31 protein-coding genes are annotated in these 26,316 nt (G+C 37.3%); all 31 read left to right on the top strand.

Annotation, left to right across the window (positions count from 1 at the left end; all coding sequences use genetic code 11):
- Positions 1-3: 3 nt before the first annotated feature.
- On the top strand, positions 4-975 hold the full coding sequence (locus QA584_RS17420; protein WP_278270364.1) for a phage replisome organizer N-terminal domain-containing protein: 972 nt from the start codon (positions 4-6) through the stop codon (positions 973-975).
- Positions 926-1,732, top strand: coding sequence for an ATP-binding protein (locus QA584_RS17415; RefSeq protein ID WP_278270363.1), 807 nt, complete (start codon positions 926-928; stop codon positions 1,730-1,732). Before QA584_RS17420 ends, QA584_RS17415 begins: the two co-directional genes overlap by 50 nt.
- Positions 1,733-1,778: 46 nt before the next feature.
- Entirely contained in the window at positions 1,779-2,213 is a 435-nt protein-coding gene (locus tag QA584_RS17410; protein WP_278270362.1) for a hypothetical protein, read from the top strand.
- A 15-nt stretch (positions 2,214-2,228) separates the two neighbouring features.
- Positions 2,229-2,954: a hypothetical protein gene (locus tag QA584_RS17405; RefSeq protein WP_278270361.1), complete on the top strand. Its 726-nt coding sequence runs from the start codon at positions 2,229-2,231 to the stop codon at positions 2,952-2,954.
- Between the two features lie 90 nt (positions 2,955-3,044).
- A complete protein-coding gene (locus QA584_RS17400) occupies positions 3,045-3,269 on the top strand; it encodes a hypothetical protein (protein WP_278270360.1) in 225 nt (74 codons plus the stop codon).
- A 109-nt stretch (positions 3,270-3,378) separates the two neighbouring features.
- Positions 3,379-5,016 (top strand): DNA cytosine methyltransferase, encoded by a 1,638-nt coding sequence (locus QA584_RS17395; RefSeq protein ID WP_278270359.1) that lies wholly within the window; start codon positions 3,379-3,381, stop codon positions 5,014-5,016.
- A gap of 132 nt (positions 5,017-5,148) precedes the next feature.
- Positions 5,149-5,544, top strand: coding sequence for a hypothetical protein (locus QA584_RS17390; RefSeq protein ID WP_278270358.1), 396 nt, complete (start codon positions 5,149-5,151; stop codon positions 5,542-5,544).
- Position 5,545: 1 nt separating this feature from the next.
- On the top strand, positions 5,546-6,232 hold the full coding sequence (locus QA584_RS17385) for a hypothetical protein (RefSeq protein ID WP_278270357.1): 687 nt from the start codon (positions 5,546-5,548) through the stop codon (positions 6,230-6,232).
- A gap of 476 nt (positions 6,233-6,708) precedes the next feature.
- Positions 6,709-7,203: a hypothetical protein gene (locus QA584_RS17380; protein ID WP_278270356.1), complete on the top strand. Its 495-nt coding sequence runs from the start codon at positions 6,709-6,711 to the stop codon at positions 7,201-7,203.
- Positions 7,204-7,500: 297 nt separating this feature from the next.
- Complete coding sequence (locus QA584_RS17375; protein WP_278270355.1) at positions 7,501-8,781, top strand: deoxyguanosinetriphosphate triphosphohydrolase family protein; 1,281 nt, start codon at positions 7,501-7,503, stop codon at positions 8,779-8,781.
- 17 nt (positions 8,782-8,798) lie between these two features.
- Positions 8,799-9,386 (top strand): hypothetical protein, encoded by a 588-nt coding sequence (locus QA584_RS17370; protein ID WP_278270354.1) that lies wholly within the window; start codon positions 8,799-8,801, stop codon positions 9,384-9,386.
- Between the two features lie 67 nt (positions 9,387-9,453).
- Positions 9,454-10,005: a site-specific integrase gene (locus QA584_RS17365; protein ID WP_278270353.1), complete on the top strand. Its 552-nt coding sequence runs from the start codon at positions 9,454-9,456 to the stop codon at positions 10,003-10,005.
- 378 nt (positions 10,006-10,383) lie between these two features.
- Positions 10,384-10,947 carry a hypothetical protein gene (locus QA584_RS17360; protein WP_278270352.1) on the top strand — a complete coding sequence of 188 codons (564 nt, stop codon included), beginning with the start codon at positions 10,384-10,386 and terminating at the stop codon, positions 10,945-10,947.
- Positions 10,913-12,805, top strand: coding sequence for a phage terminase large subunit family protein (locus tag QA584_RS17355; RefSeq protein WP_278270351.1), 1,893 nt, complete (start codon positions 10,913-10,915; stop codon positions 12,803-12,805). The genes QA584_RS17360 and QA584_RS17355 overlap by 35 nt, the downstream gene beginning before the upstream one ends.
- A gap of 8 nt (positions 12,806-12,813) precedes the next feature.
- Positions 12,814-13,044: a DUF6148 family protein gene (locus QA584_RS17350; protein ID WP_278270350.1), complete on the top strand. Its 231-nt coding sequence runs from the start codon at positions 12,814-12,816 to the stop codon at positions 13,042-13,044.
- Between the two features lie 13 nt (positions 13,045-13,057).
- Complete coding sequence (locus QA584_RS17345) at positions 13,058-14,635, top strand: phage portal protein (RefSeq protein ID WP_278270349.1); 1,578 nt, start codon at positions 13,058-13,060, stop codon at positions 14,633-14,635.
- Positions 14,625-15,740: a head maturation protease, ClpP-related gene (locus tag QA584_RS17340; protein ID WP_278270348.1), complete on the top strand. Its 1,116-nt coding sequence runs from the start codon at positions 14,625-14,627 to the stop codon at positions 15,738-15,740. The genes QA584_RS17345 and QA584_RS17340 overlap by 11 nt, the downstream gene beginning before the upstream one ends.
- Positions 15,740-16,123: a hypothetical protein gene (locus tag QA584_RS17335; RefSeq protein ID WP_278270347.1), complete on the top strand. Its 384-nt coding sequence runs from the start codon at positions 15,740-15,742 to the stop codon at positions 16,121-16,123. The genes QA584_RS17340 and QA584_RS17335 overlap by 1 nt, the downstream gene beginning before the upstream one ends.
- A 15-nt stretch (positions 16,124-16,138) precedes the next feature.
- On the top strand, positions 16,139-17,164 hold the full coding sequence (locus tag QA584_RS17330; protein WP_278270346.1) for a major capsid protein: 1,026 nt from the start codon (positions 16,139-16,141) through the stop codon (positions 17,162-17,164).
- An 11-nt stretch (positions 17,165-17,175) separates the two neighbouring features.
- Positions 17,176-17,511, top strand: a complete 336-nt coding sequence (locus QA584_RS17325; protein WP_278270345.1) for a hypothetical protein — start codon at positions 17,176-17,178, stop codon at positions 17,509-17,511.
- A gap of 8 nt (positions 17,512-17,519) precedes the next feature.
- Complete coding sequence (locus tag QA584_RS17320) at positions 17,520-17,840, top strand: hypothetical protein (RefSeq protein ID WP_278270344.1); 321 nt, start codon at positions 17,520-17,522, stop codon at positions 17,838-17,840.
- Entirely contained in the window at positions 17,837-18,445 is a 609-nt protein-coding gene (locus QA584_RS17315) for a phage tail protein (RefSeq protein ID WP_278270343.1), read from the top strand. The genes QA584_RS17320 and QA584_RS17315 overlap by 4 nt, the downstream gene beginning before the upstream one ends.
- Entirely contained in the window at positions 18,442-18,906 is a 465-nt protein-coding gene (locus tag QA584_RS17310; protein WP_278270342.1) for a hypothetical protein, read from the top strand. Before QA584_RS17315 ends, QA584_RS17310 begins: the two co-directional genes overlap by 4 nt.
- Positions 18,906-19,277: a hypothetical protein gene (locus tag QA584_RS17305; RefSeq protein WP_278270341.1), complete on the top strand. Its 372-nt coding sequence runs from the start codon at positions 18,906-18,908 to the stop codon at positions 19,275-19,277. Before QA584_RS17310 ends, QA584_RS17305 begins: the two co-directional genes overlap by 1 nt.
- 2 nt (positions 19,278-19,279) lie before the next feature.
- The gene (locus QA584_RS17300) at positions 19,280-20,734 is read left to right on the top strand and encodes a phage tail sheath family protein (RefSeq protein ID WP_278270340.1); all 1,455 of its coding nucleotides are present in this window, start codon (positions 19,280-19,282) and stop codon (positions 20,732-20,734) included.
- 2 nt (positions 20,735-20,736) lie between these two features.
- The gene (locus QA584_RS17295) at positions 20,737-21,249 is read left to right on the top strand and encodes a phage major tail tube protein (RefSeq protein ID WP_278270339.1); all 513 of its coding nucleotides are present in this window, start codon (positions 20,737-20,739) and stop codon (positions 21,247-21,249) included.
- Positions 21,249-21,578: a phage tail assembly protein gene (locus tag QA584_RS17290; RefSeq protein WP_278270338.1), complete on the top strand. Its 330-nt coding sequence runs from the start codon at positions 21,249-21,251 to the stop codon at positions 21,576-21,578. The genes QA584_RS17295 and QA584_RS17290 overlap by 1 nt, the downstream gene beginning before the upstream one ends.
- Before the next feature lie 17 nt (positions 21,579-21,595).
- Positions 21,596-21,727: a hypothetical protein gene (locus QA584_RS17285; protein WP_278270337.1), complete on the top strand. Its 132-nt coding sequence runs from the start codon at positions 21,596-21,598 to the stop codon at positions 21,725-21,727.
- Complete coding sequence (locus QA584_RS17280) at positions 21,711-25,109, top strand: phage tail tape measure protein (protein ID WP_278270336.1); 3,399 nt, start codon at positions 21,711-21,713, stop codon at positions 25,107-25,109. Before QA584_RS17285 ends, QA584_RS17280 begins: the two co-directional genes overlap by 17 nt.
- On the top strand, positions 25,106-25,306 hold the full coding sequence (locus QA584_RS17275) for a tail protein X (protein ID WP_278270335.1): 201 nt from the start codon (positions 25,106-25,108) through the stop codon (positions 25,304-25,306). Before QA584_RS17280 ends, QA584_RS17275 begins: the two co-directional genes overlap by 4 nt.
- Complete coding sequence (locus QA584_RS17270) at positions 25,306-26,304, top strand: phage late control D family protein (RefSeq protein WP_278270334.1); 999 nt, start codon at positions 25,306-25,308, stop codon at positions 26,302-26,304. Before QA584_RS17275 ends, QA584_RS17270 begins: the two co-directional genes overlap by 1 nt.
- The last annotated feature ends 12 nt before the right edge of the window (positions 26,305-26,316 follow it).

The following is a 26,316-nucleotide window of genomic DNA, read 5'->3' as shown; positions in this document are numbered from 1 at the left end:
AAGTTGGCAGAGGTTTCATGGATTAAATTAAAAATAGACATGTTTGATGATGAGAAAATCAAACTGATTCAGGCTCTTCCAGAAGGAGATTCTTTGCTTGTTATCTGGATCCGGCTGATAGCGTTAGCTGGGAAATGCAATGCTGGTGGTTTCGTGCTGATTGAAGAGGACTTCCCTTACAATGACGAAATGCTCTCGACTATCTTTAATAAACCTTTGAATACGATTAAACTTGCACTTTCAACATTTGAACGGTTTAACATGGTTGAGCGTACCATGAAAGGAATTTATATTACTAATTTTGATAAACACCAGAACATTGACGGCATGGAAAAAATCAGGGAACAGAACCGGATCAGGAAACAAAGGCAGCGGGAAAAGCAACAGGAAATTGAGTTAATTGAGGATAGTCACTTTGAGGATAGTCGCGTGACATGTCACGCTGATGTCACACCAAGTCACGCAATAGAAGAAGAAATAGAGAAAGAGAAAGAAATAAATAATATATATTCTTCTAACGAAGAATATTCCCCGCCTTTACCTGAACAGTCTACGGATTGCAGTCAGGAAAAAATTGATTATGCCAGGATAGTGGAGTCCTTTAACCATATCTGTACAGATTTGCCCAAGGTAAGAGCTCTATCGGAAGAGCGAAAGCGGAAGGTTAGAACGCTTATTAAAGCACTTGGTAAGGTAAAAGTATTGAAAGATAAAGATATCTATGAATTGCTTGAGACTATTTTTACGCTTGCGGAGCAGAGTGATTTCCTTGCCGGTCGTAATAAACCAAACAATTGGTGCAGTTTTGACTGGCTGATTAATACAACCAATGCAATTAAAGTAATCGAAGGCAACTACAGCAACAATAAAGGGGGTACGCCAGATGGAAGAGCTCAACCAACTGACCGAGGAATGGATGCAAGCGATGAAGCAGAAAAGGCAGCCCTCGAAGCCTTCCGGAATCGAGGTAATTAATTGTCAATGCCCAATCTGTAAAGATACAGGGTGGGAAACCTACATAAAGGGCGGTTATGAGTATAGCAGAGAATGCTCCAACGGCTGCCGGACTAAGAAAATTAAAAGCAATAAGCTGCAATTTGCTGAGATTCCGAAAGAGTTTGAAAGTCTTACGGTAGAATCTTTTGAGACAGACTGTTACAGCCAGATCGAGGCCAGGGAAAGGGCAGAGATGGTTAAAACCATGTGCCGGAATTATATTACAGAGTTTAGCAAAATTAAGGAAAGCGGAAAAGGACTGTATCTGTATAGCAAGGAAAAGGGAAGCGGTAAGACCCGCATGGCGGTATCCATAGCGAATGAGATAATTAATCGCTATATGATATCAGCTAAATTTACTACAGCAATCCGCATTCTGGATGAAATCAAAAGTACCTGGAGCGGTAATCGGGATTCGGACATGCAGCCACTCTCAGAGATGCAGTTGTTGAATGAGATTAAGCGGGTGCCGGTACTGGTTATTGATGATATCGGGGTTGAGAAGTCATCCCCATGGGTGGATGAGAAATTTTACAGTATTCTTGACAGTCGTTTAATCTCTAAAATGATTACGATTTTTACAAGCAATGTGAAGATTGAGGATTTAAAGCTGGATGAACGGGTCAGGAGTCGTATTAGTAAGATGGCTCTGCCGGTGCAATTTCCGGATGAATCCATACGGAATACATTAGCCAGGAAAGAAAATAATGATTTTCTTAGGCTGTTAATTGGTTAGATTGATATGCGGGCAGCATTCAAAATACCTGAAAGGAAGGTTAAAGATGCAAAAAGTAGATTTAGAACAATTTGCCGGAGGAGTATTAAGCGAGAAGTTCACAAGGGCATTTTATCAAGTTTTACATAACATGCAGGATGTGAATACCGGATCGAAAGAGAAAAGGGGTATCACCATTAACATATCTTTTTCTCAGAATGAAAACAGGGATGATGTAAAAGCGGATATTGCAGTTAAGACAAAGCTTGCGCCAGTGCTTCCGGCAAAAACCCAATTCTTTGTTGGTAAGGATTTGGATACAGGTGAAATTGCCTTTGAGGAATACGGCAACCGCAGTACGATACGTGGACAGATGAGTCTGCCTCTGAATAATTCAAAAGTAGTGTCAGATGAGGTTCAGGAACCAGATGAGGAAGATATAACGCAAACGTCACAAAAATCAGGTGTTGTAACTGATTTTAGAAAAGCATTTACCAAATAACAGGAGGAATGAAAGATGATTAAAGAAGCATTGATGTACATTGTTGGTTTGAAGGAAGCTAAAATTTATGACATTAACGAGGATAAGTTCACAGATAAGGATTTAAAGAGGCTTGATAAGTCTATCCGGGCTGACAGTATCACCATGTCAACCCTGACCAGCCTGCTCGACTACATAAAAAGCGATACTGACTCTATGGCTCAGAAGATGATTGTTCACGTACTGGCACCGGACAAGGTTCAACTGATCAGTATGTTGGATGCTGATCGAGAACGGGAAGTCCTGGTGAGTGTACAGGCTAATCTGCCCAAAATCCGGCTGAATGAATTTATTAATCAGGAAGAATTTATTATCATGATGCAGGCTCAGTTTGTAAGTGATGAGGAAAGAAAGGTTGTTACAGCCTTTGCCGGAAATGTGGAAGATAGGACAATTGCAAACTACGGTGATGATGGAGTTACACAGAAAGCTACGGTTAAAACCGGTCTTGCTAGTAAAGAAGAATTCGAAGTACCGAACCCAGTCACCCTGGCCCCTTATCGGACATTCCAGGAGGTACAACAGATACCCAGTGAATTTGTATTCCGTATGAAGAGTACAGATAGAGGAGTTAGTTGCGCTTTGTTTGAAGCAGATGGCGGCGCGTGGAGGAATGCAGCGGTTGAGGCTGTAGCGGAGTTTTTGAAAAATCAGCTTGCAGATATGGGTGGATCACAGACTGAATATACTGTGATTGCTTAGGGTAACTGATGGAAATTTATGATAGTTAAGTAGTGGAATATTGACAACTGAATATTGATTAGTAGATAATATCTCTACGGAGGTGTTATTGTGAAATTTGATAATTATTTTAAAGAGTTCTGTGATAAATATAATTATACCGGAAAAATAGAGTATGATAAGGCAAAGAATGAAAATAGTATCGTAATATCAAAGGATGGCGATAACGCAGGATTGTTTTTGAGTAAAGAAGAACTTATGGGGTTGAGTAATCGGCAAATAGAAAATTTGCTGAATATGCTGCATATTGGTTTTATAGATCAATTTCATAAATGAGTATGGAAGCTACTAATCAATGTTTGGTTGGTGGCTTTTTTTTATTAGAATTATTAAGAAGGGAGATTAGTTCCGGCCGGATAAAGGGTACCCTTTCTTATAAACAGAAATGAGAGAATTAATTATAGATTGCTTTGCCGGCGGTGGTGGTGCAAGCGTTGGGATTGAGATGGCATTGGGCAGAGCAGTGGACTACGCGATTAATCATGATCCGTTTGCCATTAAAATGCATTTACGTAACCATCCTGGTACATATCACTATACGGAAGATATTATGAAAGTTAAGCTGAAAAATAAGCTGAAACACGGTGATATTGTAAGGTTTATGTGGGCAAGCCCAGATTGTACGCAGCACAGCAGGGCAAAGGGTGGTAAGCCGGTAGAAAAAGGGTTAAGAATACTTCCGTATGGAGTTCGCCGGTTATGTGTCCAGATTCAGGATATCACGGGGAATTTACCAGAAGTAATCATAATGGAAAATGTGGCTGAAATACAGGAGTGGGGACCACTGGATGAAAATAATAAGCCGATTAAAGAACGAAAAGGCGAGGATTACAAGAAATTTATCAATTCCATGAAGGCTCTCGGATATGAATTTGAGTGCAGGGAATTAGTGGCTGCCGATTATGGTGTTCCCACAACAAGAAAAAGGTGGTTTGCTATATTCCGGTGTGACGGAAAGCCAATTGTATGGCCGGAACCGACTCATAATAAGGATGGCAGCAACAGGCTTAAAAAATGGGTTCCTGTTAGTACAGTTCTGAATTTTAATGACTTGGGTAAATCGATTTTTGGCAGAAAGAAGCCCCTGGCAGATAAAACTATGAAGCGTATTGGCGGTGGGATGGATAAGTTCGTATTCAATGATCCACAGCCGTTTATGGTTACTGTTAATCATGGGGGCGATAATTTTCGGGGGCAGAGCATTAATAGTCCAATGCCAACTATAACTCAGAAAAATGGTGTTGGCATGGTTACACCTTATGTAATACAGATTGGGCAAACTGGATTCACTAAATACAGAAATAGAAAAATGGATGAACCTCTATCTACCATTGTGACTAAGAATGAACATTGTATGATTAGTCCTTATATCATACAGTATCACTCAGAAACCAGTAGTCAGCCGAGAGGGCAGTCGGTTAAAGAACCAATACAGACTATAGATACCAGCAATAGATATGCATTATTAAGTGCCTTTTTAACGAAGTTTTATAAAACAGGAACCGGACAAAGCTTATTTTCTCCATTACATACCATAACAACTAGTCCTGGTCATTTTGGACAGGTCACAATTAAAGCAATTGAGTGGGAAAAACTAAAAGAAGCCGGTATATCGGATGAAGTAGCACAGAAATGTACCTGGGTATCACAATTTATTATGGAGTATTATGGCTGCGGTACCGGACAGAGTCTTAACGATCCGTTGCATACTATAGTTACAAAAGATAGATTTGCTTTGATTACAGTGCTAGGCAATGAATATTGTATTTTAGATATTTATTTACGGATGTTGACACCAGAAGAATTAAAGTTAGCACAGGGATTTCCCATTGATTACTTAATAGACACATATGCTGATGGCACTCAGGTGACTATATCGGAACAGGTAAAAAGAATTGGTAACAGTGTTTGCCCTGGTTTATCAAGAGTGTTAACAAAAGTTAATGTGCCTTACCTTATTATTGGTGAAAGAATACCAAATATGCATATTGATGAAAGTCACCCACAACTTAGATTCGCATAAAGTGTAAAATTTTATCGTACATTGATAACTGAATATTGATAGTTGGTTAAAAGAAAAAAGTTTGTAATATATTGTAATAATTTCCATTTTTGCTATAATATAATTATAAGGAGCCAGGAGGATTATACAAGAGTGGAGATACGGATAATAATAGATGAAGATAAAATTGTTAACTTTTCTGGAAAGGCAAAGGAAAAGCTAAAGGAAAATCTTGAAAAATTTGCTATGGAAGTAATCAATGAATCTGAAAGAGTTGAACAATTATATGGGGAAGATGATATAAAGCCAGAGATTACTGCGAGTATGTTAGAACAAGCAGTTCGTCAAACGAAAAGGTCTCCTCGTAGGCGTAAAAAAAAATATATAACAATTATCAAAGTTATATCACATACTACAACATTTATTACTGGTTTAATGTTTGACAAAAATAGTTTGACAAATAATGGATTTTACTTTATGTTTTTTTCAGTGATTTTTTTTACTGCTGGTATTACTTCCTTAATGGTTATATTAAAGGATGGTGAATAATATGAGATATCAAATTTCAAATAAAAATTTAGCATCGGCAATTGATGAAATCGGTGAAGAGTATAAGGATATAGTAATAGAGAAGCTATTAAGTACTTCATCATTTGATATTGAAAATATGCAAGTTTCTGATTTATTAAAAATAGATTCTCAAATAAAACAAAATATAGTAAACGAAAAGAGAATAGATAGAAGAAATTCGATATTTACTATATTAACAGCATTAGGATTAATGTATAATATATTAGGATTTGTCTTAGTTTGGAATAGAGATAAATTTACTGTTATTAAAGATAGATCATTAGTATTAGCTATAATCATTGTTATTATTGTAATATTTGCATTAATGGTTGCTATTTTATTTAAAATTTATCCATTAAAGAGCTATGCACGTAAAAGTGAAAGTGCTAATATAAAGTTTTTGATATTAGATCAATGGAAACGCTTAGAAAGTTATGCACGTAGTTACTCCGAAGATAATTTAACATTGTCTAAAATATTATATAACTTAAAAGATTTAAAAGTTATTGACAACAATGATATGGAAAATATCAGGAGACTATTAAATTTAAGAAATAATGTGATATACAGTAAAAACCCGTTAGCATCATTTAAAAACCCGTATATTCTTAAGGTTTTATCTGATACGGATGATATTATAAAAAAGCTTGAAAAACTAGAAAAATAATAATGCTTACACTACCAACTCTTAACATCAGTTGGTAGTTTTTTTTTACAGAAAGAGTTATCTACTCAGAAACCACCTGTAAAGTTTTAGGTCTTTTCATTTTATTAACTCCTATTTTGGGGTATAGGAAAATAATAATAGATTATGGTATTTATTTCAATTAAGGAATATGGACTAACAGAGGATTGACCAGCAGGTTATCCTACTGGTCATTTATGAAAAAATTTTATGTAAGCTAGGACGGAGAACCTTGTTTTGAACTATAAATTAAGTATAACGTTCATATATGTACAATATATAGTTGGTAACATTGTGAACTGTTAATTTTCAAAGGAGGAGATTTATTGACAGATAATAAGGTATTAAGGAGGCCTAGTCCGCCAGAGTACGAAAGTATAGCGAATGTGAGCATGTTAGTGAAAAAGGTTTTTGTAGTTTCTAAATGCTTTATGCAGGATTGAGAGGGGAGTGCTTAATTGAACCAACAGACAGCAGACGAATTAATTGAAAAGGCTGTTAAATCAGCTATTAAGGAATATAGTAAAGAACAGAAGATGGAGAAGAAAAGAAAAGCATTACATAATACAAAGCTTCTGCTTAAGAATTACCGTAAGATACAAAAAAGTATTGAGGAAGGTGTATCCGAGGTTATGCAGCTTGAAAAGGAATACATTGTGTTAAATGAATCAGATGAACTGTATATCGAAAGTATTAAAAGGAGTAAGTTAAGGAGCCTTATAGTTGTTACGCATATTGATAAGGCCTTGGCTTTAGCACAGGAGGAATGCAAGCGTAAAGGGATACCGGAAAAATATGATGCTTTCATTAGCTGCATGTTGGACGGTATGACTTATGACGATGCCGCTCAGAAGTATTTATCCAGCAAGCCGTCAATAAGCAGGTGGATTAATGATATTACAAAAGAAGTCAGCATTCAGCTTTTTGGGGTAGAAGGTATGGATTTGATTTGAAATATTAATGAAATAAAAACGGAATTTACACGATATTTTATCCTGTGGTATTATTATAGTGGAAGGTTAAAAGAAAAAATCCAGATGGCTACCCGCTATCGAAGTCGGGTAGTTGGTTTCCTCTTTCCTGGAGAAAGTTTTATTAATTATTTCTGCTCCCCTCATCAAAAAGGCATCATTGGAAAATGGTGTCTTTTTATTGCATAAAATATTATTTTAATGTAATATAAAAGTACTAAAATAATGTATAAGGTGAATTTTTAACTTTAAGTTACCTTAATAAGGGGGGCTTTTGTCGTGGAGGACAATATTAAAAAAGAAATTGAAGAAAATTATTTAAAACCTTTAAGGGAAAGTTCTGTTTTAAAAGAAAGAAGATTTAAGGAGAACATGAGATCTCGCGCTGATGGTGAATTTCAAAGGGATTATACAAGGATCATATATTCATCATCTTTTAGAAGATTACAAGGGAAAATGCAACTTTTTGGTATAAAGCCAGATCAATTTTTTCGAAACAGATTAACTCATAGTCTTGAGGTTGCACAAATAGCAAATTCAATAGCTTTTGAAGTTGGATATGATCGAGATGAATGTTATATCGTAGAAGCTGGATCATTAGCCCATGATATCGGCAACCCTCCATTTGGACATGCTGGTGAAAGATATTTAAATATACTTTGTAAAAGTATTGGCGGATTTGAGGGAAATGCTCAGACATTAAGAACTCTTACAACTGTAGAACAAAAAAGGCCAGAATTTCAAGGGCTTAACTTAACTCACAGAACAATGCTAAGTGTTGTGAAATACTTTAATAAGTTTGATGGAACATTAAAAGGTGAAAGTTACAATAAACAAAAATTCATATATGATGATGATTATAGATATTTAGAGAAACTCATAATAAAAAATGGATTGATTATTAGGACTTTAGATGTTCAGATCGTTGATCTTGCTGATGAAATAGCTTATGCTGCTCACGACTTAGAAGATGGGCTAAGACAAAGGATATTTGATATAGATGAAGTTTTACATGATTATCAAAGTAGAAATGGCAAGACAACTTCTTACAATAAGCTGAATGAGATAGTGAAAAAAAGTAGAATAAAAGCAAAATTTGGAAAAAAACACATAGATTCTTCTGAATATTCTAAGTTATTTAGGAAAGAGATAACATCTGCATTAATTAATACTTTAATTAATGATATTACTCTAGTATCAAGTAGAAATATTAATAAAACAAAAACTATGTATAATAAAGAATTGGGATTTAGTATGTATGGGGAATTAGCTAGGGAATTAAAAGATATAACTTTTCAATGTATTAATCATAACGATGAAGTGTTTTTATACGAACATAATGGAAATAAAATTTTGAGGACTTTATATAAGCTTTATTCAACGGCGCCAGAATATTTGCCACCAGAATATCGAGCAAAAGGTGTCATACAACAATATAAATTAAAGGGGGATCCAAAGGAATTGCAAAAAAGGTTAATTATTGATTATATTTCAGGAATGATGGATTCATATGCAATATCAACTTATAATAAATTTAAGAATAATAATGACATTACATAATATGAAAGGGGAATATGATGAACAAATTAATGGGTTTTTTTGAATTACAAAAATCATCGTTACCAACAATACCATGGAAAGAATATGATAATAATATTCAATTAGACTCAGTTTTGTTGTGGACTATAAGATCAGCAGTTTTTAATGGACCAGATTTAAATCTTCCTAGATTAGTTGGAGTAAATTCTAATGAAGCTAAAGTGTTTGCAGATGAGCTTGTAAAGAAATTAAAAAATAAGGGAATTGTAATTTATTATCCGTATTTTATTGCTGAAAAGAGTGGTATAATAAATGTTTTTAATGATCGAACTGTAATTGAAGCTGTAAAGGCGGATTTATGGAATTTAGTTACATTGTCTGATAGAGACGTGACTATCCAAGTTAATGAAGGAAAAATTGAATACAATGGCGACAGTAATTTTTTAAAAGAAGAAGAATTAAAGAAATTATTAGATCAAGTACCAAGAATTAAAGCTGAATTTAGAAATTATCTAATTGAAGGGAAAAGTATACTTTTGGAGTGGAGTTTTGCTTTTAATTGTGATCTCAATAAAAATCCTATTGGTGAGCAGTATTTAGTTTTTTATGAAGCTAGAACAGTATAATTTATTAATTATAAAAGGGGGGTATCTTTATTAGGTACTCCTCTTTTTATGAAAGCCAGGTGATTTGATGAATACAGTAGAACCTATCAGAGATAAGGAATTGGTTAAAGACTTACATGACTATCTGAAATCAAAAAATCCAAGAAACGCTTTAATGTTTGCTTTCGGAATCTATACAGGATTAAGGATATCAGACATATTGAATTTTCGTGTACGGGATGTGCGTAACAAAGAATTTATCAGCATCCGAGAGAAAAAAACCAAGAAAGAAAAACTTATCCTGATTAACAAATATTTACGTAGTCAAATAGATGAATATATTAACGGCATGAAGGATTTTGAATATTTATTTAAATCGCCACATGAATTAAACAAACCAATATCTAGGCAGCAAGCCTACAATATTCTAAAAGATGCGGCGAAACAATTTAGTATAGAATCCATGGGTTGTCACACTCCAAGGAAAACATTTGGCTATATGACTTATAAGAAAACGAAAGATGTAGCACAGCTGATGGATATCTATAACCATACTAACCCTAACATTACACTCCGGTATATCGGAGTGAACCAAGATACAAAGAATAAAATCTATAATGAAATAGATATATTAGAATAATTAAAGTCTTTATGAAAAGGCTTTATTTTTTTATCTTTTTTTATAGAATAATCGGAAATGAAATATAACTATGAATATCATTTGACATAAAAAACGATTGTCAAATCGAACATACATAAAATTAGCGACTTACTATAAGAAGAAACTAAAATGAAAAGTACTTTACAGAATTATAGATATGTCAAATGAATTGGGATGAACTGGAAACGGATTCATATGAGCCAAGACAGCTCCAAAATATCGCAAGAACAGGCGTTTGGAAAAAGGTACTTCCAGCGCTTTTTTTAAGCCTTGAGGGTCGACGATCCCGAGATTTGCCTAGTTAATGATAAAAAATATTTTAAATTGCCGTTTCCGATAATGGCAGAAAGGATATATATGGAAAAGAATACATTTGATTTAATGAAAACAAAAGATATTAGTTCTGTTACAGTTTCTGCCTCAGTTCTCTCGGACATTATTGGAGTAGGTGACAGGCGCATACGGCAGTTGGCGGATGAAGGAATCCTGGTGAGAGCTGCCAAGGGAAGATATAATCTCAATTCCAGTGTTAAGAATTATATCTTAACTTTAAGAATAGCAGCTGATAATGGCGAGGATCCTGACTCGGTACTTAATCTTGATGAAGTAAAGGCACAACATGAAAAAGTAAAAATGCATATTACTCAATTAAAGCTTGCCTTAATGCAGGGTGAAGTTCATAAATCCTCTGATGTAGAACATGTAATGAATGATATGCTTTCTTCTTTCCGAGCAAGGCTGCTAAATGTACCGGCTAAACTTGCACCCCTGCTGACGATGAGGGATAGCCCAGATTGGATCAGAGAAGTAATAACGAAGGAAATAATCGAAGTACTGGGACAATTAAAAGAATACAATCCAAAAGATTTCTATAGCGAGGATTATCTTGGTACCGATAGTGAGGAGGCAGATTATCAGTAAAAGAAAAGAAGTTCAGATTGAATATAAAACAGTTAAGCTCTTTCGGAACATATCACAAATTATGGCACCGCCTCCTCTCATTAAAGTAAGCGAATGGGCAGATATGTATCGAGTTTTATCAGCTGGATCCAGTGCGGAGCCTGGACGGTGGATTACTGCAAGAGCGGAATACCAAAGAGAGATTATGGATGCCTTAAATGATAGTGAATGTGTTGAAATCATCATCATGAGTTCTGCCCAGGTTGGTAAGACAGAGATCATTTTAAATATCATTGGTTATTATATTGATTATGATCCATCTCCGATACTAGTAATTCAACCAACAGAATCTATGGCAGAAACCTTTTCCAAAGACAGGCTTGCTAAGATGATTAGGGACACCCCGAATTTATCAGCCAAGATATCATCTGCGAAATCAAGGGATAGTGAAAATACTATTTTGCATAAGACCTTTCCGGGTGGGCATATTACCATGATTGGTGCAAATGCTCCTTCCGGACTGGCATCACGTCCGATAAAGATACTCTTATGTGATGAGGTAGATAGATATCCGGCTTCTGCCGGTACGGAAGGTGATCCGGTTGACCTTGCTGAAAAACGTACAACGACTTTCTGGAATAAGAAAATTATTAAAGTCTCAACACCAACGATTAGAAACGGATCCAGAATTGAGATTGATTACAATAAAAGCAGCAAAGAAAAATGGAATGTTGCCTGTCCTTGTTGTGGAAGGTACCAGCCTTATGAATGGCCCAGATTAAGATTTTCGGATGCAAAGATGAAATGCAAATACTGTGAAGAATATTTCTCCGAAGTCGAATGGAAGCAGCAGCCGGGTAAGTGGATAGCAGAAAATGAAAATATAAAGGTCAGAGGATTTCACTTAAATGAGATGGCATCACCTTGGAAGAGCTGGCGGGATATCATTAAAGATTATAAGGATGCATGGGATACATATAAAAAGACCGGTAATCCACAAATGCTGAAAGTTTGGGTAAATACTTCTCTGGGAGAGACCTGGGAAGAAAAAGGACAAGCCGCAGATGAAAACACCTTAATGAGTCGAAGAGAAAAATATATTGCTGATCTTCCAGAGGGTGTTCTTGTTGTAACTGCCGGGATTGATGTTCAGGATGACCGTTTTGAAATTGAAATAACCGGCTGGGGTAATGGTTATGAAAACTGGGGTATTCAGACTGATAAAATATACGGTGATCTTGAGAATTCAGAGGAACCATGGAAAAGGCTTGAAGAATATCTGGATAAAGAACTTTACTTTGATAATGGTAATGGTCTACTAATAGCAGCAGCGTGTATTGATACAGGCGGGCATCATACCACCAAAACATATAAGTGGTTGAAAAAGATGATTGCCAGAGGAAAAAGAGTATATGGTATTAAAGGGATGGGAGGCGCAGGTCTCCCATTTGTTTATAAAACAAGTGTTAATAATAGTGAAAAGGTAAAGATCTTCTTACTTGGCGTTGATGCTGGTAAGGATACACTTATAGCAAGGTTAACGCTGAAAGAACCTGGTCCCGGCTTCTGCCATTTTCCAGTCAATCCGGAAAGAGGATATGATGAGGATTTCTTAAAAGGTTTTACCAGTGAGCAGAAAATTACAAGGATTAATAAAAAAGGGAAACCGGAAGTAGCATGGGTAAAACGTTCAGGGATTAGAAATGAGCCTTTAGATATGAGAAATTATGCAACGGCTGCTTTGGAAATTCTAAATCCGAATTGGAAACTTCTTGAACAGAAAGTGAAAGAAGGAATCAATTATATGAAAAAAGTAACTAAGGTCAATAAGAACACAGATAGAAGAACCGGTGTTGTTAACAAAGGGATTGAAGTATAGGAGGGAATATGGCAAACAGAGAAGAACAGCTGTCCATAGCTAAAGACAGATTAACTGCATATCTAAAAGCGGAAGAAACTATCCTTATAAATCAGGAATATTGGATGGGTTCTAAAAGGTTTAGAAGGGCTGACTTAGAAGATGTGCAAAGCAAAATTAAGGAGCTTCAGAATGAAATAGCCAGATTGGAAGCCGGTGGTAAAAACAAGATGGTGCGAGTGGTTCCAATAGATTTATAAGGCAGGTGAAAGCGTGAATATAATTGATAAAGCGGTTGAATATATAAGTCCTGGTGCCGCACTGAAAAGACATAATGACAGGTATAAACTTGACATTGTCCGTAGTTTTAAAAATAGCGGATACGATGAGGGTGGAGCATCCAGAAGAAAAAATTCTCTAAAGGGATGGAATGCAGACAGCAGGACACCACAAGAAGACATTGACCTCAACCTTCCATTACTTCGTAAAAGATCAAGAAGCTTAATTATGACTGCCCCCATAGCGAAATCTGCCATAAGGAGAAATGTAATTAATGTTGTAGGTTCCGGACTCCGGCCGAAACCTTCCATTGAATTTGAAAGGCTGAATCTTACTTCAGAGGCAGCAGATGAATGGAAAAAGAAAACAGAGTTAGAGTTTTCGTTATGGGCTGAATCGAAATACTGTGATACAACAAAAGTCCATGATTTTTATGACCTGCAGCAGATTGCATTAATTTCTGCTCTATCCAATGGAGATGCATGCGGATTACTGGAATACGATAAACCCACCTCATTTCTGCCGTATGGACTGAGAATACATATGGTTGAGTCGGACAGAATTTGCTCCCCCAATTCAAATGGTACCTCTGTTAATATGAATATAAAAGCTGAGAATGGTAACCGGATTTATAATGGCGTTGAAATTGATAATAAGGGGGCTGTTGTTGCTTATCATATCTGCACCACATATCCTTCGACAAGATTACAGGTTGAAAAAAAGTGGTACAGAGTTAAGGCTTTTGGAGAGAAAACAGGAAGTCCAAATGTTTTAATGATTTTTGAAACGGAAAGAGCAGATCAGTACCGAGGGGTCCCATATCTGGCACCGGTTATTGAAAGCTTAAAGCAATTGACCCGTTACTCAGAAGCAGAGTTAATGGCAGCTGTTATTAATGGATTTTTTACTGTATTTATAAAAACGGATAGTAACAAGGGGGACATGCCTTTTGGAGGCATTGAGGATGATGGCGGTAATGTTTCGGTATCGGCCGGTGATTATAAATTGGGTCCAGGCACCATAAATGTATTAGGTGAAAATGAAAGCATTGAAATAGCTGACAGTAGAAGACCAAGTCAGAATTTTGATGCTTTTGTTACGTCTATGGCTAAGTTTATAGGCGCTGCCTTGGATATTCCAGAAGAGGTATTATCACTTCGGTTTAATAGCAGTTACAGTGCTGCCCGTGCCGGTCTCCTTGAAGCCTGGAAAGCGTTCCGGATGAAACGCACCTGGCTGGTTAAAGATTTTTGCCAGCCGGTATATGAAATTTGGCTTACAGAAGCAGTGGCCTCGGGCAGGATAAAGGCTCCTGGATTTTTCTTAGACCCAGCAATTAAAAAAGCTTGGTGTGGCTGTGAATGGAACGGACCATCTCCTGGCATGATTGATCCAGTCAAAGAAATAAATGCGGCTGAAAAAAGAATTGAATTATGTGTATCAACCGGAGAACGTGAGGCTATGGAACTTACGGGTACCGACTTTGATAGAAATGTAGCTCAGTTAATCAAAGAAAAGAAGAAAATGCAGCAAATACAAGTGAAAGGAAGTGGAGATAACAATGCCGAATAAGTTTTGGAATTTTATAACCAATAATGATAATACTGCTGACTTAAATCTTTATGGAGAAATAATGTCAGAGGAACCATGGTTTAGTGAAGATTATGTAACCTATAAACAGTTTGTTACTGAACTAAACAACTTGGGGTCGGTTGATATGATAACGGTACATATTAACAGCGGAGGCGGTGATGTATTCGCGGCACATGCCATTTTTACTAATTTAAAGATGAATACAGCTAAGATCATAGCTCACATTGAAGGTATCTGCGCAAGTGCAGCAACCATTGTGGCAGCAGCTGCTGATGTTATTAAAAGCGCACCGAATGCCCTGATTATGTATCACAACAATTCAGTTGGACTCTATGGATACTATAACAGTGATGAGCTAGAAAAATTTGCTGAAATGAACCGAACAGTAAAACAATCTATTATTGAATCCTACAAAACAAAATATGACAAAACAGAGGAAGAACTCACCACTTTAATGGATGAGGAAACATGGATGACTGGAAAAGAGGCCGTAGAGTCAGGATATGTGGATGAACTTCTTTTTCAAGATATCTCTTTTGAGATGAAAAAGGGGGCTGTCTTTGTAAATAATATCACCACAAAACAAGTCACGGTATGTAATAAAAAGGAGTATAAGAATTTTCCTACTAATTTACTGGATAAAACCGCTCCTGCGGATTTTATAAATAAAAATAACAAGAAAGGAATTAGTGAAGAAATGGAGATTAAAAGTGTAGATGATTTAAAACAGGCATATCCGGATTATGTGAATCTGATTATTACAGATGCCATGAGTAAGGCTGTGACAGAAGAAAGAACCAGGTTACAGGAAATCGACAAGTTATCAGGAGGCGTTTCGGAAGATATGCTTAATAAGGCTAAATATACAGAGCCTATTTCATCGAAAGATTTAGCTTATCAGGTGATGGTGGCAAATTCTTCTGCAGGGCAGCAGTTCTTTAATGGAATGAAAGATGATCTGAACGGATCCGGTACAGCCGCTATTGGAGCAGATGCTCCGCCTGCAACAGAAGAAGATAAGAAAAAGACCAAGGTTAATAATCTAACCGGTTTTCTTATAAAAGACAAAAGGAGGAAGAACTAATGGGTGAAGTATTGTTTAAGAATGAGGGTGAATTCACACCGGATTCCCTTATTGCATCAGCTCAAGTTGGGCTGATAGTAAAAGGCGCTAAGCTTGCACCAAAGCAAGGTTTTTTAAAGCGAGGGACGCTGATTGGACAGGCTGATGATAATTTGTTTTACATAACAGGTAAAGATGTAGCCGAAGCTGCCGTAGGTGTAACCGGTATTCTTACGGATGATACGTATACGGGTGATGCATCCGCAACGGAACCTATAATTGTTACCCAGTATGTTACCGGAGTATTTAATAAAAATGCTCTTTACGCAGATGCAGCAGTTAACATTACTGATTACGAAGCTGAGTTAAGAAAGCTCGGAATCTTTTTAGAAAATACAATTTAACAGGAGGTATTAGAGATGCCAGATTATACAACGAGAGAGATGCTTGATGCATTGGAACAGACACCGCCGGTACGTACATTTTTATCACGTACTTTTTTCCCAGGAAGCAATACACATGTAGCTGAGACAATTGAAATTGATGTAAAAAAGGGTAAAAGGAAAATGGCCCCGTTTGTTTCTCCGAGAAAAGGCGGGAAAGTAATGGTTAGAGATGGATTCAAAACGAATACCATCAAAACGCCCAAAATCGCCCCAGAGAGAGCCATTACGGTAGATGACATTACAAAAAGAAGTATTGGTGAGAATGTCTATACCAGAAGAACTCCTGAGGAAAGGGAAGATGAGTTATTGGCACAGGACATGACAGACCTTCAGGAAGCGATTGAAAGACGTAAGGAATGGGAAGCCAGGGAAGTTCTTTTGTCTGGTAATTTTCGTGTAGTTGATGAAGAAGAAGGCTTGGACGTACAGGTCGATTATAACTTTACCAATAAGGAAATTCTGGCCGGAGAGGAAACCTGGGATAAGGAATCCTCTGAGCCAATTGATTTATTGTCTGAAAAAAGAAGATACATCATTCAGAAAACAGGTATATCCCCTGATATCATAATCATGGCAGCAGATGCTGCAAAAGCATTTATGAAACATCCAAAAGTAAGAGAAGCCATGGATATCAGGAACCTTAAGAATGTGGTGATTGAGCCGTTAATTATTGATCCGGCGTTAACCTTTATTGGGAAAATTTCAGAAATTGGCTGTGAGATTTATACCTATGATGAGTGGTACCTTGACGATGATGGAGATGAACAGCCAATAATCCCGGAAGGAACTGTTATTATAGCAAGTTCAAAAGGAATCGGTTCCTTTGAATATGGAGCAGTTACGCAGATGGAAGAAGGTAAATTCATTACCTATGAAGCAGAGGTTGTACCAAAAATGTGGCCCGATAACGAAAATGAAGTTAAGAAGTTAAGGATGACCTCCCGACCTGTTCCAAGACCCTATGATGTGGACAGTTGGTATGTCCTTACTGTACTGTAGGAGGAATGACTATGATAGCATTAGTAAAAATTACATCTCACGTAAAAACTTATAAGCCCGGCGAAAAGCTGGGCTCTGAATTTTCAGACAAAGATATGAAAAGATTAATGAGATTAAAAGCGGTGGAAGGTGCTGAGGAGTATGAAGATTCAGATGATCCCATATTTGGTAACGGAGAACCGGCTGAATTTCTGTCTGAAAAGGAACTTAATAAACTTACCAAGCCCAAAATCGTAGAATATGCAAAGAGCATAGGACTGAATGGACTTACAGCTGATCAGTCAAAAGAAGATCTGGTTAAGGCTGCCTTAAATTATACTGAGGAAATCGAAAACTCAGCAGAATAGGAGAACTCATGACGTTCAAAGAAATGTTAAATGATGATCTAAAAGTATTCTTTAACCTGGCTGAGTTTGCAGAGATACATAGGATAGATGGAACAGAGATGGCCATTATAATTGATGAGGATGCCCTGGAAGAGCTTAAGAAAACCCATGATACTGATTATGATGGAATATATAAGTCTGTTCTGCTTTTCTACGTTAAGAAAAGTGATATCGGAGGTAAACCTGCTTTGAATTCTTTGATTGAAGTAGATGATGAAACTTATCAGGTAATTGGTGCGTCTGGCAATGATGATGTAATTAAAATCATTTTAGGACGGTATGAAGATTGATCGAAATTAATATAGATGCTCCTGATATTGCTGATATCAAAGCCAGACTTGGTCAGTTTTCTAAAAGAGCGCATGTAGTACGGTATAGGGCTATTAACCGTACCTTAAACAGCACCAAAACCGATATAGCAAAACAGGTAAACCTCCGTTATCTGATTAATCAAAAAACAGTTAAGGAATCACTTACAACAATAAAAGCTACGAGTAAAAATCCAACCGCTTTTATTAAATCAAAAGGAACTCCCATTGCTTTAACTAACTTTGGTGATGGCAGGGCTAAGGCAGTTACTCCAATGAAGATAAGAAAGAAATTAAAGAATGGGAAATATAGTCCTGCTATTTATGAAGCCAGAGTGTTAAGGAATAGTTCTTTTATAGGAATAAAGAGAATGTTTTATGCAAAAGGTCAGATGTTGCAGCGTCCGGAAAATGCAACGAGAGAGGAAAATAACAATATAAGAAATTGGCTAAGACTATCCCTTTCGGTTCCGCAGATGATTAAAAATGAAACTATTTATTCAGAGATTAAAAACAGGTCAATGCAGAATCTGCGGCAAAGAGTGGAGCATGAGATTGAATATGAGTTAGGGAGGCTTCAAAGATGATACCATTTTTCTTACAACAGGCGCTGGTGAAAGAACTGAAAGAACTTTTTAAAGGTTATAAACTTTACAATTCAAAGAATGAATTTGTTGATATTAATGTATTCTCTCAGCACCTGCCTTACCGAAAAAAAGAGGATGACAAACCGCCATTTCCATATATTCTGGTATGTCTGGAAGAAGGGGAAATCCCAAATGATGAAGTACATAATGTGCAGATATACCTGGTAATTGGGGTTTATGATTCGAATGAAAATGCCCAAGGTGATATGGAAGTAGTTAATATTATCACTACTATTTATGAGCATCTATTTTATAAAAGAATCATAGATGAGCGGTATGAAATTGATTATCCTTTCAAATGGGTACTACAGGATGAAGATACATTTCCCAAGTTTAAAGGTGGAGCTGAAACGAATTGGAAATTAAGAACGATGAAACAGAAGGAGGATGAGTTCATCTAATGGAAAGAATGAAAAAATTAACGGCTACAACTGAGACAGAGAAGTTAGACGTAACTGTTACAGAGGACGTTTTTGCCGGAAAAGAAGAAGCTGCTACTAAAGCTTCAAAAGCAGAAAGTCAAAAGAAGTCGGTCCATAAAGCGAATGCCGGGATACTGGTTTATTGTGGACCGACCATTAAAGGGATTGCCACTCAGTATGCTCATTTCAACAATGGGCTTCCCAAGAAACTGAATGAGTATTCTCAAGAAAATAAAGATGTTAAGAGGTTAATCGTTCCGGTTGAGAAATTTATTGACACTAAGAGAAATATTCATACAAAAGGAACGATTGAAAACCTCTCTTTTATCAGGATCCAGGAAGGAGATTAAACATGTCTAATTATGAACATGGCATTATATCAAGCGAAGTCGCTACACAGATAGCGAAGCCAACACCGATTACCAGTGCAATTGGCGTTGTAATTGGTACAGCACCGGTTAATTTATTACGTAACCCATATGGTGCGGTTAATGTACCAATTCTGTTATCTAATTTCAATGAAGCTGCCGAAAAGATTGGATTTTCTTATGATTTTAAGAATTATACAATCTGCCAGAGCATCTATGCAAGATTCTTACTATTTAAAAAGGCACCTTTAGTTGTGATTAATGTCCTTAATCCTGCAATACATAAGAAAGATATCGAGCCTGTAAACTTTACGGTTGCCAACGGTAAAATATCAATTGATGTTCAGGGAGTTTTGTTAGATAAAATTAAGGTTCAATCCACGGACGGAACAACCACTTATGCAGCAGGAGAAGATTATGTAGCTTCATTTACTGATGACGGAACAGTTTCTTTAGCAGTTATTCCGGATGGAGCAATGGGAAGTACAGCAAATTTAAAAATAGGCTATACCATGATTGATCCTACCATGATAACGAATAATGATATCATCGGTGGGTATGATACTGAAACAAGGAAAAGAAACGGTATTGAATGCGTAAATATGGTACAACCCACTCTGGGGCTAGTTCCCTGTCAATTGCTTGCACCGGGGTGGTCACATATCCCCACGGTAGCAGCCATGTTAAATGCCAAGGCAAAACTAATTAATGGGTTATATAATGCAATATCTATAACCGATTTAGACACCGAGGCAATTGCATCTATAGATGAATTATTAGAGTACAAAGTAAGCAATGGATATGATGATAAATTTAATATACCATGCTATCCCAAAGTAATAAAAAATGGGTATGAGATGTTTTATTCTGCCATTATAGATTGTGTGATAGCAAGTACTGACAGCCTAAACGGAGGTCCTTATACATCACCCTCTAATAAGTTAATCTACATTGATGGTACCTGCCTTGAAGGGGGCGAAGAGATCTATTTCGATATAACTGAGGCGAATGAAATCAATGCTGCTGGAATTATGACAGCCCTCAACCTGAATGGGTGGAGAAGCTGGGGGAATGAGATGGGGTGTTATCCGGCTAATACTGATGTTAAAGACCGTTTTATTGTATGCAGGCGTGTTTTTAACTACCAGGATAACACGTTTAAGTTAAATTTCTTCGATCGCGTGGATAACCCAACTGATTATAAACTCATCGAAGCAATTGTGAATTCGGAAAACCTTATGTTAGCTACGCTTGCTTCCGAAGGTAAAATTGCCGGCGGCAGTTTAAGTTTTGATAAAGCTGAGAATCCAGCGGAGCAGATTTTAGATGGATATATTATTTTTAGAAGAAAACTGTCACCGTTTACACCGGCTAAAGCAATAGAAACTGTAACAGAATTTGATCCGACGCTTAACAGCGCGGCACTAGGAGGTGAATAACAATGATAATACCTGAGGCAGTACATAGTTACAACGTATACAATGGGACAAACAGAATCATAGGAATTACAGGAGCGGTAGAATTACCAGGCTTCCAATACATAACCAATTCCATATCATTAGCAGGTATGCCAGGAGAATATGACGCACCGGTTCTTGGACATGTTGCGTCCCAGAAGATTAAAATACCTTTTACGATGATTGAACAAGATGGATATTTTGCCATGGTAAAAGGTGGAGACGATATTGTTTTACGTGCCAGTATTCAGACCAAGGAGGCTGAAACAAGTAAACTGGGTACGATCGGCATGGTGGTAACGATAAGAGGTATTACGACTGAGTATAATTTAGGTTCATTGGAAAAGGCGAAACTAATGAATTCGGATATCACCAAAGAAATAACCTATATAAAAATTGTGATCGGCAATGTCGTGTGCCTGGAATACGACAAATTTAATAATATCTACGTAATTAACGGAGAAGACATGTTAGCGAAAGTGAGGGCAAATTTATAATGAATGAAAACGAAGTAAAAGTAACAGAAGAGTTAACGAAGGTAAGAGTAATTAAATTCAAAGTACCCTATACATTTGAGTGCACAGATTATAAGGAAATCGATTTATCTGGCTTGGATAATTTAACAACGGATGACTTGTTACAGGCTGAAACGCTGTATTTACGGACTGGCGGCACCTCGATTAATCCTGAGACAACCATTCTTTACAGCATGATCCTGGCCCACATCGCAAGCGATAAACCATTAGAATTCTTTGGTAAGCTTCCGGCAAAAGAAGCCATGAAGATAAAAAGGGAAGTTTATAGTTTTTTCTACACAAGGGCGTAAATTATGGTACTGGTAAATTGTTAAGTAAGGCCTGTACCAGACTGGCCATGTCCAGGTTAAATGTAAGCCTGGAATTTTTACGAAAGCTGCCCATCGAACAATTAATTGAAATCATGGAGGAGGTAAAAACAGTTGGCAAAAAGAACTGAATATGAACTCCAAATAGCTATCGGTGGAAAGGTAGATAACTCCCTTAGTAAAAGCGTCAGTGAAATTAATAGAAAACTAGATTCTGTAGGATCAACAATGAAAGCAGTAGCGGGTATTGCAGCTACTGCTTTTACATCTATTAAGATTAAAGATTTCTTTGACGAAACAACGGAAGCTTCCAAGGAAATGCAGTCTTCCATGGCTGGCGTTGCAAAGGTCGTGGACGGTCTTAAGGACGCAAATGGCAAGGTAACGAAATCCTATTATGAAATGAAAGATTCCATCCTGGACATGAGTGAGAACCTGCCAAAGACAGCGGAAGATATCGCAGCGATCATGGAAGCGGCAGGGCAATCCAATATCGCAAAAAATGAGCTTGCCGAATTTGCTGAAGATGCTACCAAAATGGGTGTTGCCTTTGATGCCACGGCAGAACAGGCAGGGGACTGGATGGCAGCCTGGAGAACCGCACTAAAGCTCGATCAGAGCGGTGTAGTTACCCTAGCTGACCAAATAAACTATTTAGGCAATACAACATCAGAAAATGCTCTTAAAATAAGTGATGTGGTTACCAGAGTTGGTGCACTGGCCAATACAGCCGGTATCTCCGCCGCAAGCGTAGCAGCACTGTCAGCATCCATGACGAAAGTCGCTCCTGAGGTAGCAGCCACCGGTATAAAGAACTTTTCACTGGCTTTAGTCTCTGGTGAAAGCGCAACGAAAAAGCAAGCTGAAACATTTAAAGAACTGGGCTTGGAAGCCGGTAAAGTTTCAAAAGCAATGCAGACGGATTCCCAGGGAACGATCCTTGATGTTTTAGAGAGAATCAATAAACTGGATAAAGATAAACAGACCGCTATCATGAAGAATTTATTCGGAAGTGAATCACTGGCTTCCATTGCTCCGTTAGTAGCGAATCTGGATAATCTGAAAGAACAATTTAAGAAAGTCGGTGACTCTGCCCTGTATGCCGGCAGCATGGAACAGGAATACATCTCTGCTTCCTCTACGGCTGCCAATGTTGATGTATTAAGAGATAATAAGATTAAGGCAATGCAGATTAAAATAGGTGATACGTTGTTGCCGCTTTCTACAATGGCTTCTGAGACAACCGGGAATTTGGCGAAGATGTTTGGAAACTTTGTGGAAGAGAGCGCACCAGAGATTAATAAAGCGGTGGAAGGCATCACCGATACGTTTCAGGAGTACCTTCCGGATGCAGTGTACGGACTGAAATCCTTTGCTAAAGGTAGTAAGGAATTTTTATCTGGGTTAAAACCAGTCATTCACTTATTGGAGGATAATCCGGATTTGATACCAAACTTTCTTAAATCCACCGGAACCTATCTTGTTACCTATAAATTAGGAAAAAATATTGGCGAGATAGTAAAAAATCTTGATCATGCAGGCAGCCCATTAAAGCTTTTAAAAGGTATCATAACAAATCCATGGGCACTCGCTATTGGTGCGACAGCCGGATCAATCGCATTTCTTGCAACCAGTATTTCCAGTGCAAAAAATGAGTTAAAAGAAGCAAACCTGGATCAAAGATTCGGTGATATAACGCTGTCCCTTGAAGATATTGATACTGCAGCATCCGACATCATAAAAAGTAATAATCTTGGGAAATTATCGGAATCATTAGAAATGTCAGATACCTTAGATTCATTGAAGGATACGATTGATGATTCCATGAAAGAACTAAAGAAATTTAACTGGAAAGTGAATATAGGGCTGGCTTTATCCGAGGAAGAGCAGGGACTGTACAAAAGGGATATCACTGATTTTATCAGCGATACACAAAATTTATTACTGGAAGATCGATATAAATTAGACATTAATATGGATCTGTTTCTGGATGGAAGTAAAGCAGGCGACGGTATCCGAACCAAAATGGATGCATTTTATAATACCAATTATAAAACAGTCCAAAGCCTGGGAGAAGACCTCCAGAAAGCAGTCAATGAGGCATTCTCGGACGGGCTATTAAGTATCGATGAATCCAAAGTAATATCGGATTATATGCAGCAGATGGCTGAGATTAAAGAACAGATGGCAGATGCGAAGCTGGACGCCAAAATGACTGCACTGGAAACTGATTATGGTACAAATCTAACCCCCGAAAGTTTTCAGAATCTTCAAACTGAATTAAATGAACAAGTTGAGGAAACAAAAAAAGGGTATATTGAGGCTTTATCAGATACACTGCAATCATTTTCAGCAGCCTTTAACCAGGGGGATCTTACCAAGGATGAATATGATAATGCTGTCAGTATGGCAAAAGAAAAATATCGTGACCAAGTCGGAGAGCTGGTCGGGAAATCCTTTAACTTTCAGTACAGTACGATAACAAAGGCATATTCGGACATATTTGGGTCTGCATTACCCGACCTAGATAGTTTGATAGAAGAAAACAAAGGAAATTTAAAAGGGTTATATGGAAAAGACCTGGCAGACTTTTATTCAGGCCTTGCGAAAGACGCAGGAAATATTCTTGATGAGGATGACAAGCTCGCTATTAAGCAGTTATTTTCTTCTCTTGAATCGGCACAGACACAGTTAAAAGATTTAGCAGCAGAGTATTCATCTAGTAATGGCTTGATACCGGATGAACTAGATACAGCTATAAAAAATAGTTCTTTCATCGGTGCCCTGACGGGAAACTTAGATCAGGTAAAATCAGCAATAGGAAATTCCTTCGCGGAATCAGAAGGATTGAAAACGCAGACACAAACCTACTGGGATAACATGTCTGATTCGATGAACTGGTCATTAAAAGAAAACTACCCGGAGTTTGAAAAATATGGGACAGATGCAGGAAACCATATCAAAGATTCTTTAAGAGAGCTATTATCAAAACCGCTTAGTGTGACTTTGCCAATAAACATAACGCCTGAGGTAACCACGAACAATAAATTATCAGGTATACTTGATACGATGCAGTCCAAGTCTAAATTACCTTCATGGAAACTGGGGGACGTTAAAAGTAATGCAAAAGGATCCATTGTGACACATCCTATATTAACGACATTTGCAGAAGAGGGTCCAGAAGCAGCTATACCATTAGACGGGTCTGAGAATGCGATAAAGTTATGGTATACAGCAGGTCAAATCCTTGGCATGTTTGACCTAAGCAATGAGTATAAGAACAGAGGAATTTCGATTCCGGAATCGTATCAGCAGTTGGTAAATAGTACGTCATCGAACAGCAGCGTTACCAATGCTCCTACATTTAATATTGAATACAATATTAAAGTAGATAAAGGTGCTGATGCTGAAAAGGTCAAGCAGGCAGTTACAATGTCACAGGAACATTTTAATTATATGATGGAACAATATGAAAAGGGTAAAGGAAGAGTCAGCATGGGAGGTAAACGATGAGTATATATACTACCGTTCAAGGAGATACCTGGGACTTAATCTCTTATAAGGTTTACGGCACATCAAAGCATATCGGATTATTGATGCAGAGTAACTATAATCTTCTGGACACCTTTATCTTTAGTGCCGGAATAGAAATTATGGTACCAGAACTTACCGAGGAAGAAACCGATGAACTACCGGATTGGAGGAAATAATGAACAGCCCAAGGAGAACATCACTGTCACTATCTTACAATGGTAAAAATGTTACAACTGCAATTACTAATCAACTGGAAAGTTTTACATATACAGACGTAGCGAGTGGAGAAATGGATACACTCGCTATTGTTTTGTCTGAAACGAAACATAAATGGATTAACGCTTGGTTCCCAGCCGAAGGGGATTACATTGAATCGACCATACAAATTATAGACTGGAACTCCCCAGGGGACAACAGGCAGCTAAAATGCGGGAAATTCTTAATCGATGACTTTACTCTCCAAGGTCCTCCGGATACCTTTAACCTAAATGCCATTTCCTGTCCAATAGATAGTGACGTTGCATCTACGACCAAAAGTAAAACATGGAGTAAAACCACGTTAAAAGGCATTGCTTCCACAATTGCCAAAACAGCAGGTATCACACTCTATTATGACGCAGAAGCGTATAAAATCGATAAGCTGGAACAGTCCAACGAAACGGATATTTCTTTTTTATTTCGGTTATGTGAAAGCTACGGTCTTGCAAAGAAAATATACAATTCCAGGTTAGTAATCTTTCACGAAGAGAGCTATGAAAAGAAAGCCGCAATCGGAACCATAGATAAAACAAACTGTGAAACCTACAACTTAAACGGTACCTTGGTCGGTAAATACAATGGTGTCACCATAAAATACAAGGTTGCCAAAAGCAATAAAACATTTACCTATAAATACATGGAAACCAAGGGCAACCGTATCTTAAAGATAAATGAAAAAGCAGACAGCCTGGCTGATGCAGAAATCAAAGCAAAAGCCAGACTAAGAAAAAGTAATAAAGATGCACGCACAATAAACCTGAACTTAAAGGGTGATGTGAACTATCTAGCCGGTACCTGCTTTCACATTACCGGCTTCGGAAAGTTCAATGGGAAATATTACATTGACAAAGCAGTACATACACTAACCGGCGGCTACACCGTGAATCTACAGATGCACCAGGTAAAAAGTAAATAAATTGAGATTGTG

The sequence above is a fragment of the Anaerocolumna sp. AGMB13025 genome (assembly GCF_029689925.1).
Classification (GTDB): domain Bacteria; phylum Bacillota; class Clostridia; order Lachnospirales; family Lachnospiraceae; genus Anaerocolumna.
Note: the sequence above shows the minus strand (reverse complement) of the source record. Positions and strands in the feature narration are given on the sequence as shown.

Excerpts from the sequence above, each read along its gene's own strand:
- QA584_RS17310 (WP_278270342.1), top strand. The coding sequence starts at position 18,442 with ATGATACCATTTTTCTTACAACAGGCGCTGGTGAAAGAACTGAAAGAA.
- QA584_RS17275 (WP_278270335.1), top strand. The coding sequence starts at position 25,106 with ATGAGTATATATACTACCGTTCAAGGAGATACCTGGGACTTAATCTCT.
- QA584_RS17365 (WP_278270353.1), top strand. The coding sequence starts at position 9,454 with ATGAATACAGTAGAACCTATCAGAGATAAGGAATTGGTTAAAGACTTA.
- QA584_RS17340 (WP_278270348.1), top strand. The coding sequence starts at position 14,625 with ATGCCGAATAAGTTTTGGAATTTTATAACCAATAATGATAATACTGCT.
- QA584_RS17320 (WP_278270344.1), top strand. The coding sequence starts at position 17,520 with ATGACGTTCAAAGAAATGTTAAATGATGATCTAAAAGTATTCTTTAAC.
- QA584_RS17295 (WP_278270339.1), top strand. The coding sequence starts at position 20,737 with ATGATAATACCTGAGGCAGTACATAGTTACAACGTATACAATGGGACA.
- QA584_RS17270 (WP_278270334.1), top strand. The coding sequence starts at position 25,306 with ATGAACAGCCCAAGGAGAACATCACTGTCACTATCTTACAATGGTAAA.
- QA584_RS17330 (WP_278270346.1), top strand. The coding sequence starts at position 16,139 with ATGCCAGATTATACAACGAGAGAGATGCTTGATGCATTGGAACAGACA.
- QA584_RS17300 (WP_278270340.1), top strand. The coding sequence starts at position 19,280 with ATGTCTAATTATGAACATGGCATTATATCAAGCGAAGTCGCTACACAG.
- QA584_RS17335 (WP_278270347.1), top strand. The coding sequence starts at position 15,740 with ATGGGTGAAGTATTGTTTAAGAATGAGGGTGAATTCACACCGGATTCC.
- QA584_RS17360 (WP_278270352.1), top strand. The coding sequence starts at position 10,384 with ATGGAAAAGAATACATTTGATTTAATGAAAACAAAAGATATTAGTTCT.
- QA584_RS17385 (WP_278270357.1), top strand. The coding sequence starts at position 5,546 with ATGAGATATCAAATTTCAAATAAAAATTTAGCATCGGCAATTGATGAA.
- QA584_RS17415 (WP_278270363.1), top strand. The coding sequence starts at position 926 with ATGAAGCAGAAAAGGCAGCCCTCGAAGCCTTCCGGAATCGAGGTAATT.
- QA584_RS17350 (WP_278270350.1), top strand. The coding sequence starts at position 12,814 with ATGGCAAACAGAGAAGAACAGCTGTCCATAGCTAAAGACAGATTAACT.
- QA584_RS17395 (WP_278270359.1), top strand. The coding sequence starts at position 3,379 with ATGAGAGAATTAATTATAGATTGCTTTGCCGGCGGTGGTGGTGCAAGC.
- QA584_RS17325 (WP_278270345.1), top strand. The coding sequence starts at position 17,176 with ATGATAGCATTAGTAAAAATTACATCTCACGTAAAAACTTATAAGCCC.
- QA584_RS17410 (WP_278270362.1), top strand. The coding sequence starts at position 1,779 with ATGCAAAAAGTAGATTTAGAACAATTTGCCGGAGGAGTATTAAGCGAG.
- QA584_RS17370 (WP_278270354.1), top strand. The coding sequence starts at position 8,799 with ATGAACAAATTAATGGGTTTTTTTGAATTACAAAAATCATCGTTACCA.
- QA584_RS17305 (WP_278270341.1), top strand. The coding sequence starts at position 18,906 with ATGGAAAGAATGAAAAAATTAACGGCTACAACTGAGACAGAGAAGTTA.
- QA584_RS17290 (WP_278270338.1), top strand. The coding sequence starts at position 21,249 with ATGAATGAAAACGAAGTAAAAGTAACAGAAGAGTTAACGAAGGTAAGA.
- QA584_RS17405 (WP_278270361.1), top strand. The coding sequence starts at position 2,229 with ATGATTAAAGAAGCATTGATGTACATTGTTGGTTTGAAGGAAGCTAAA.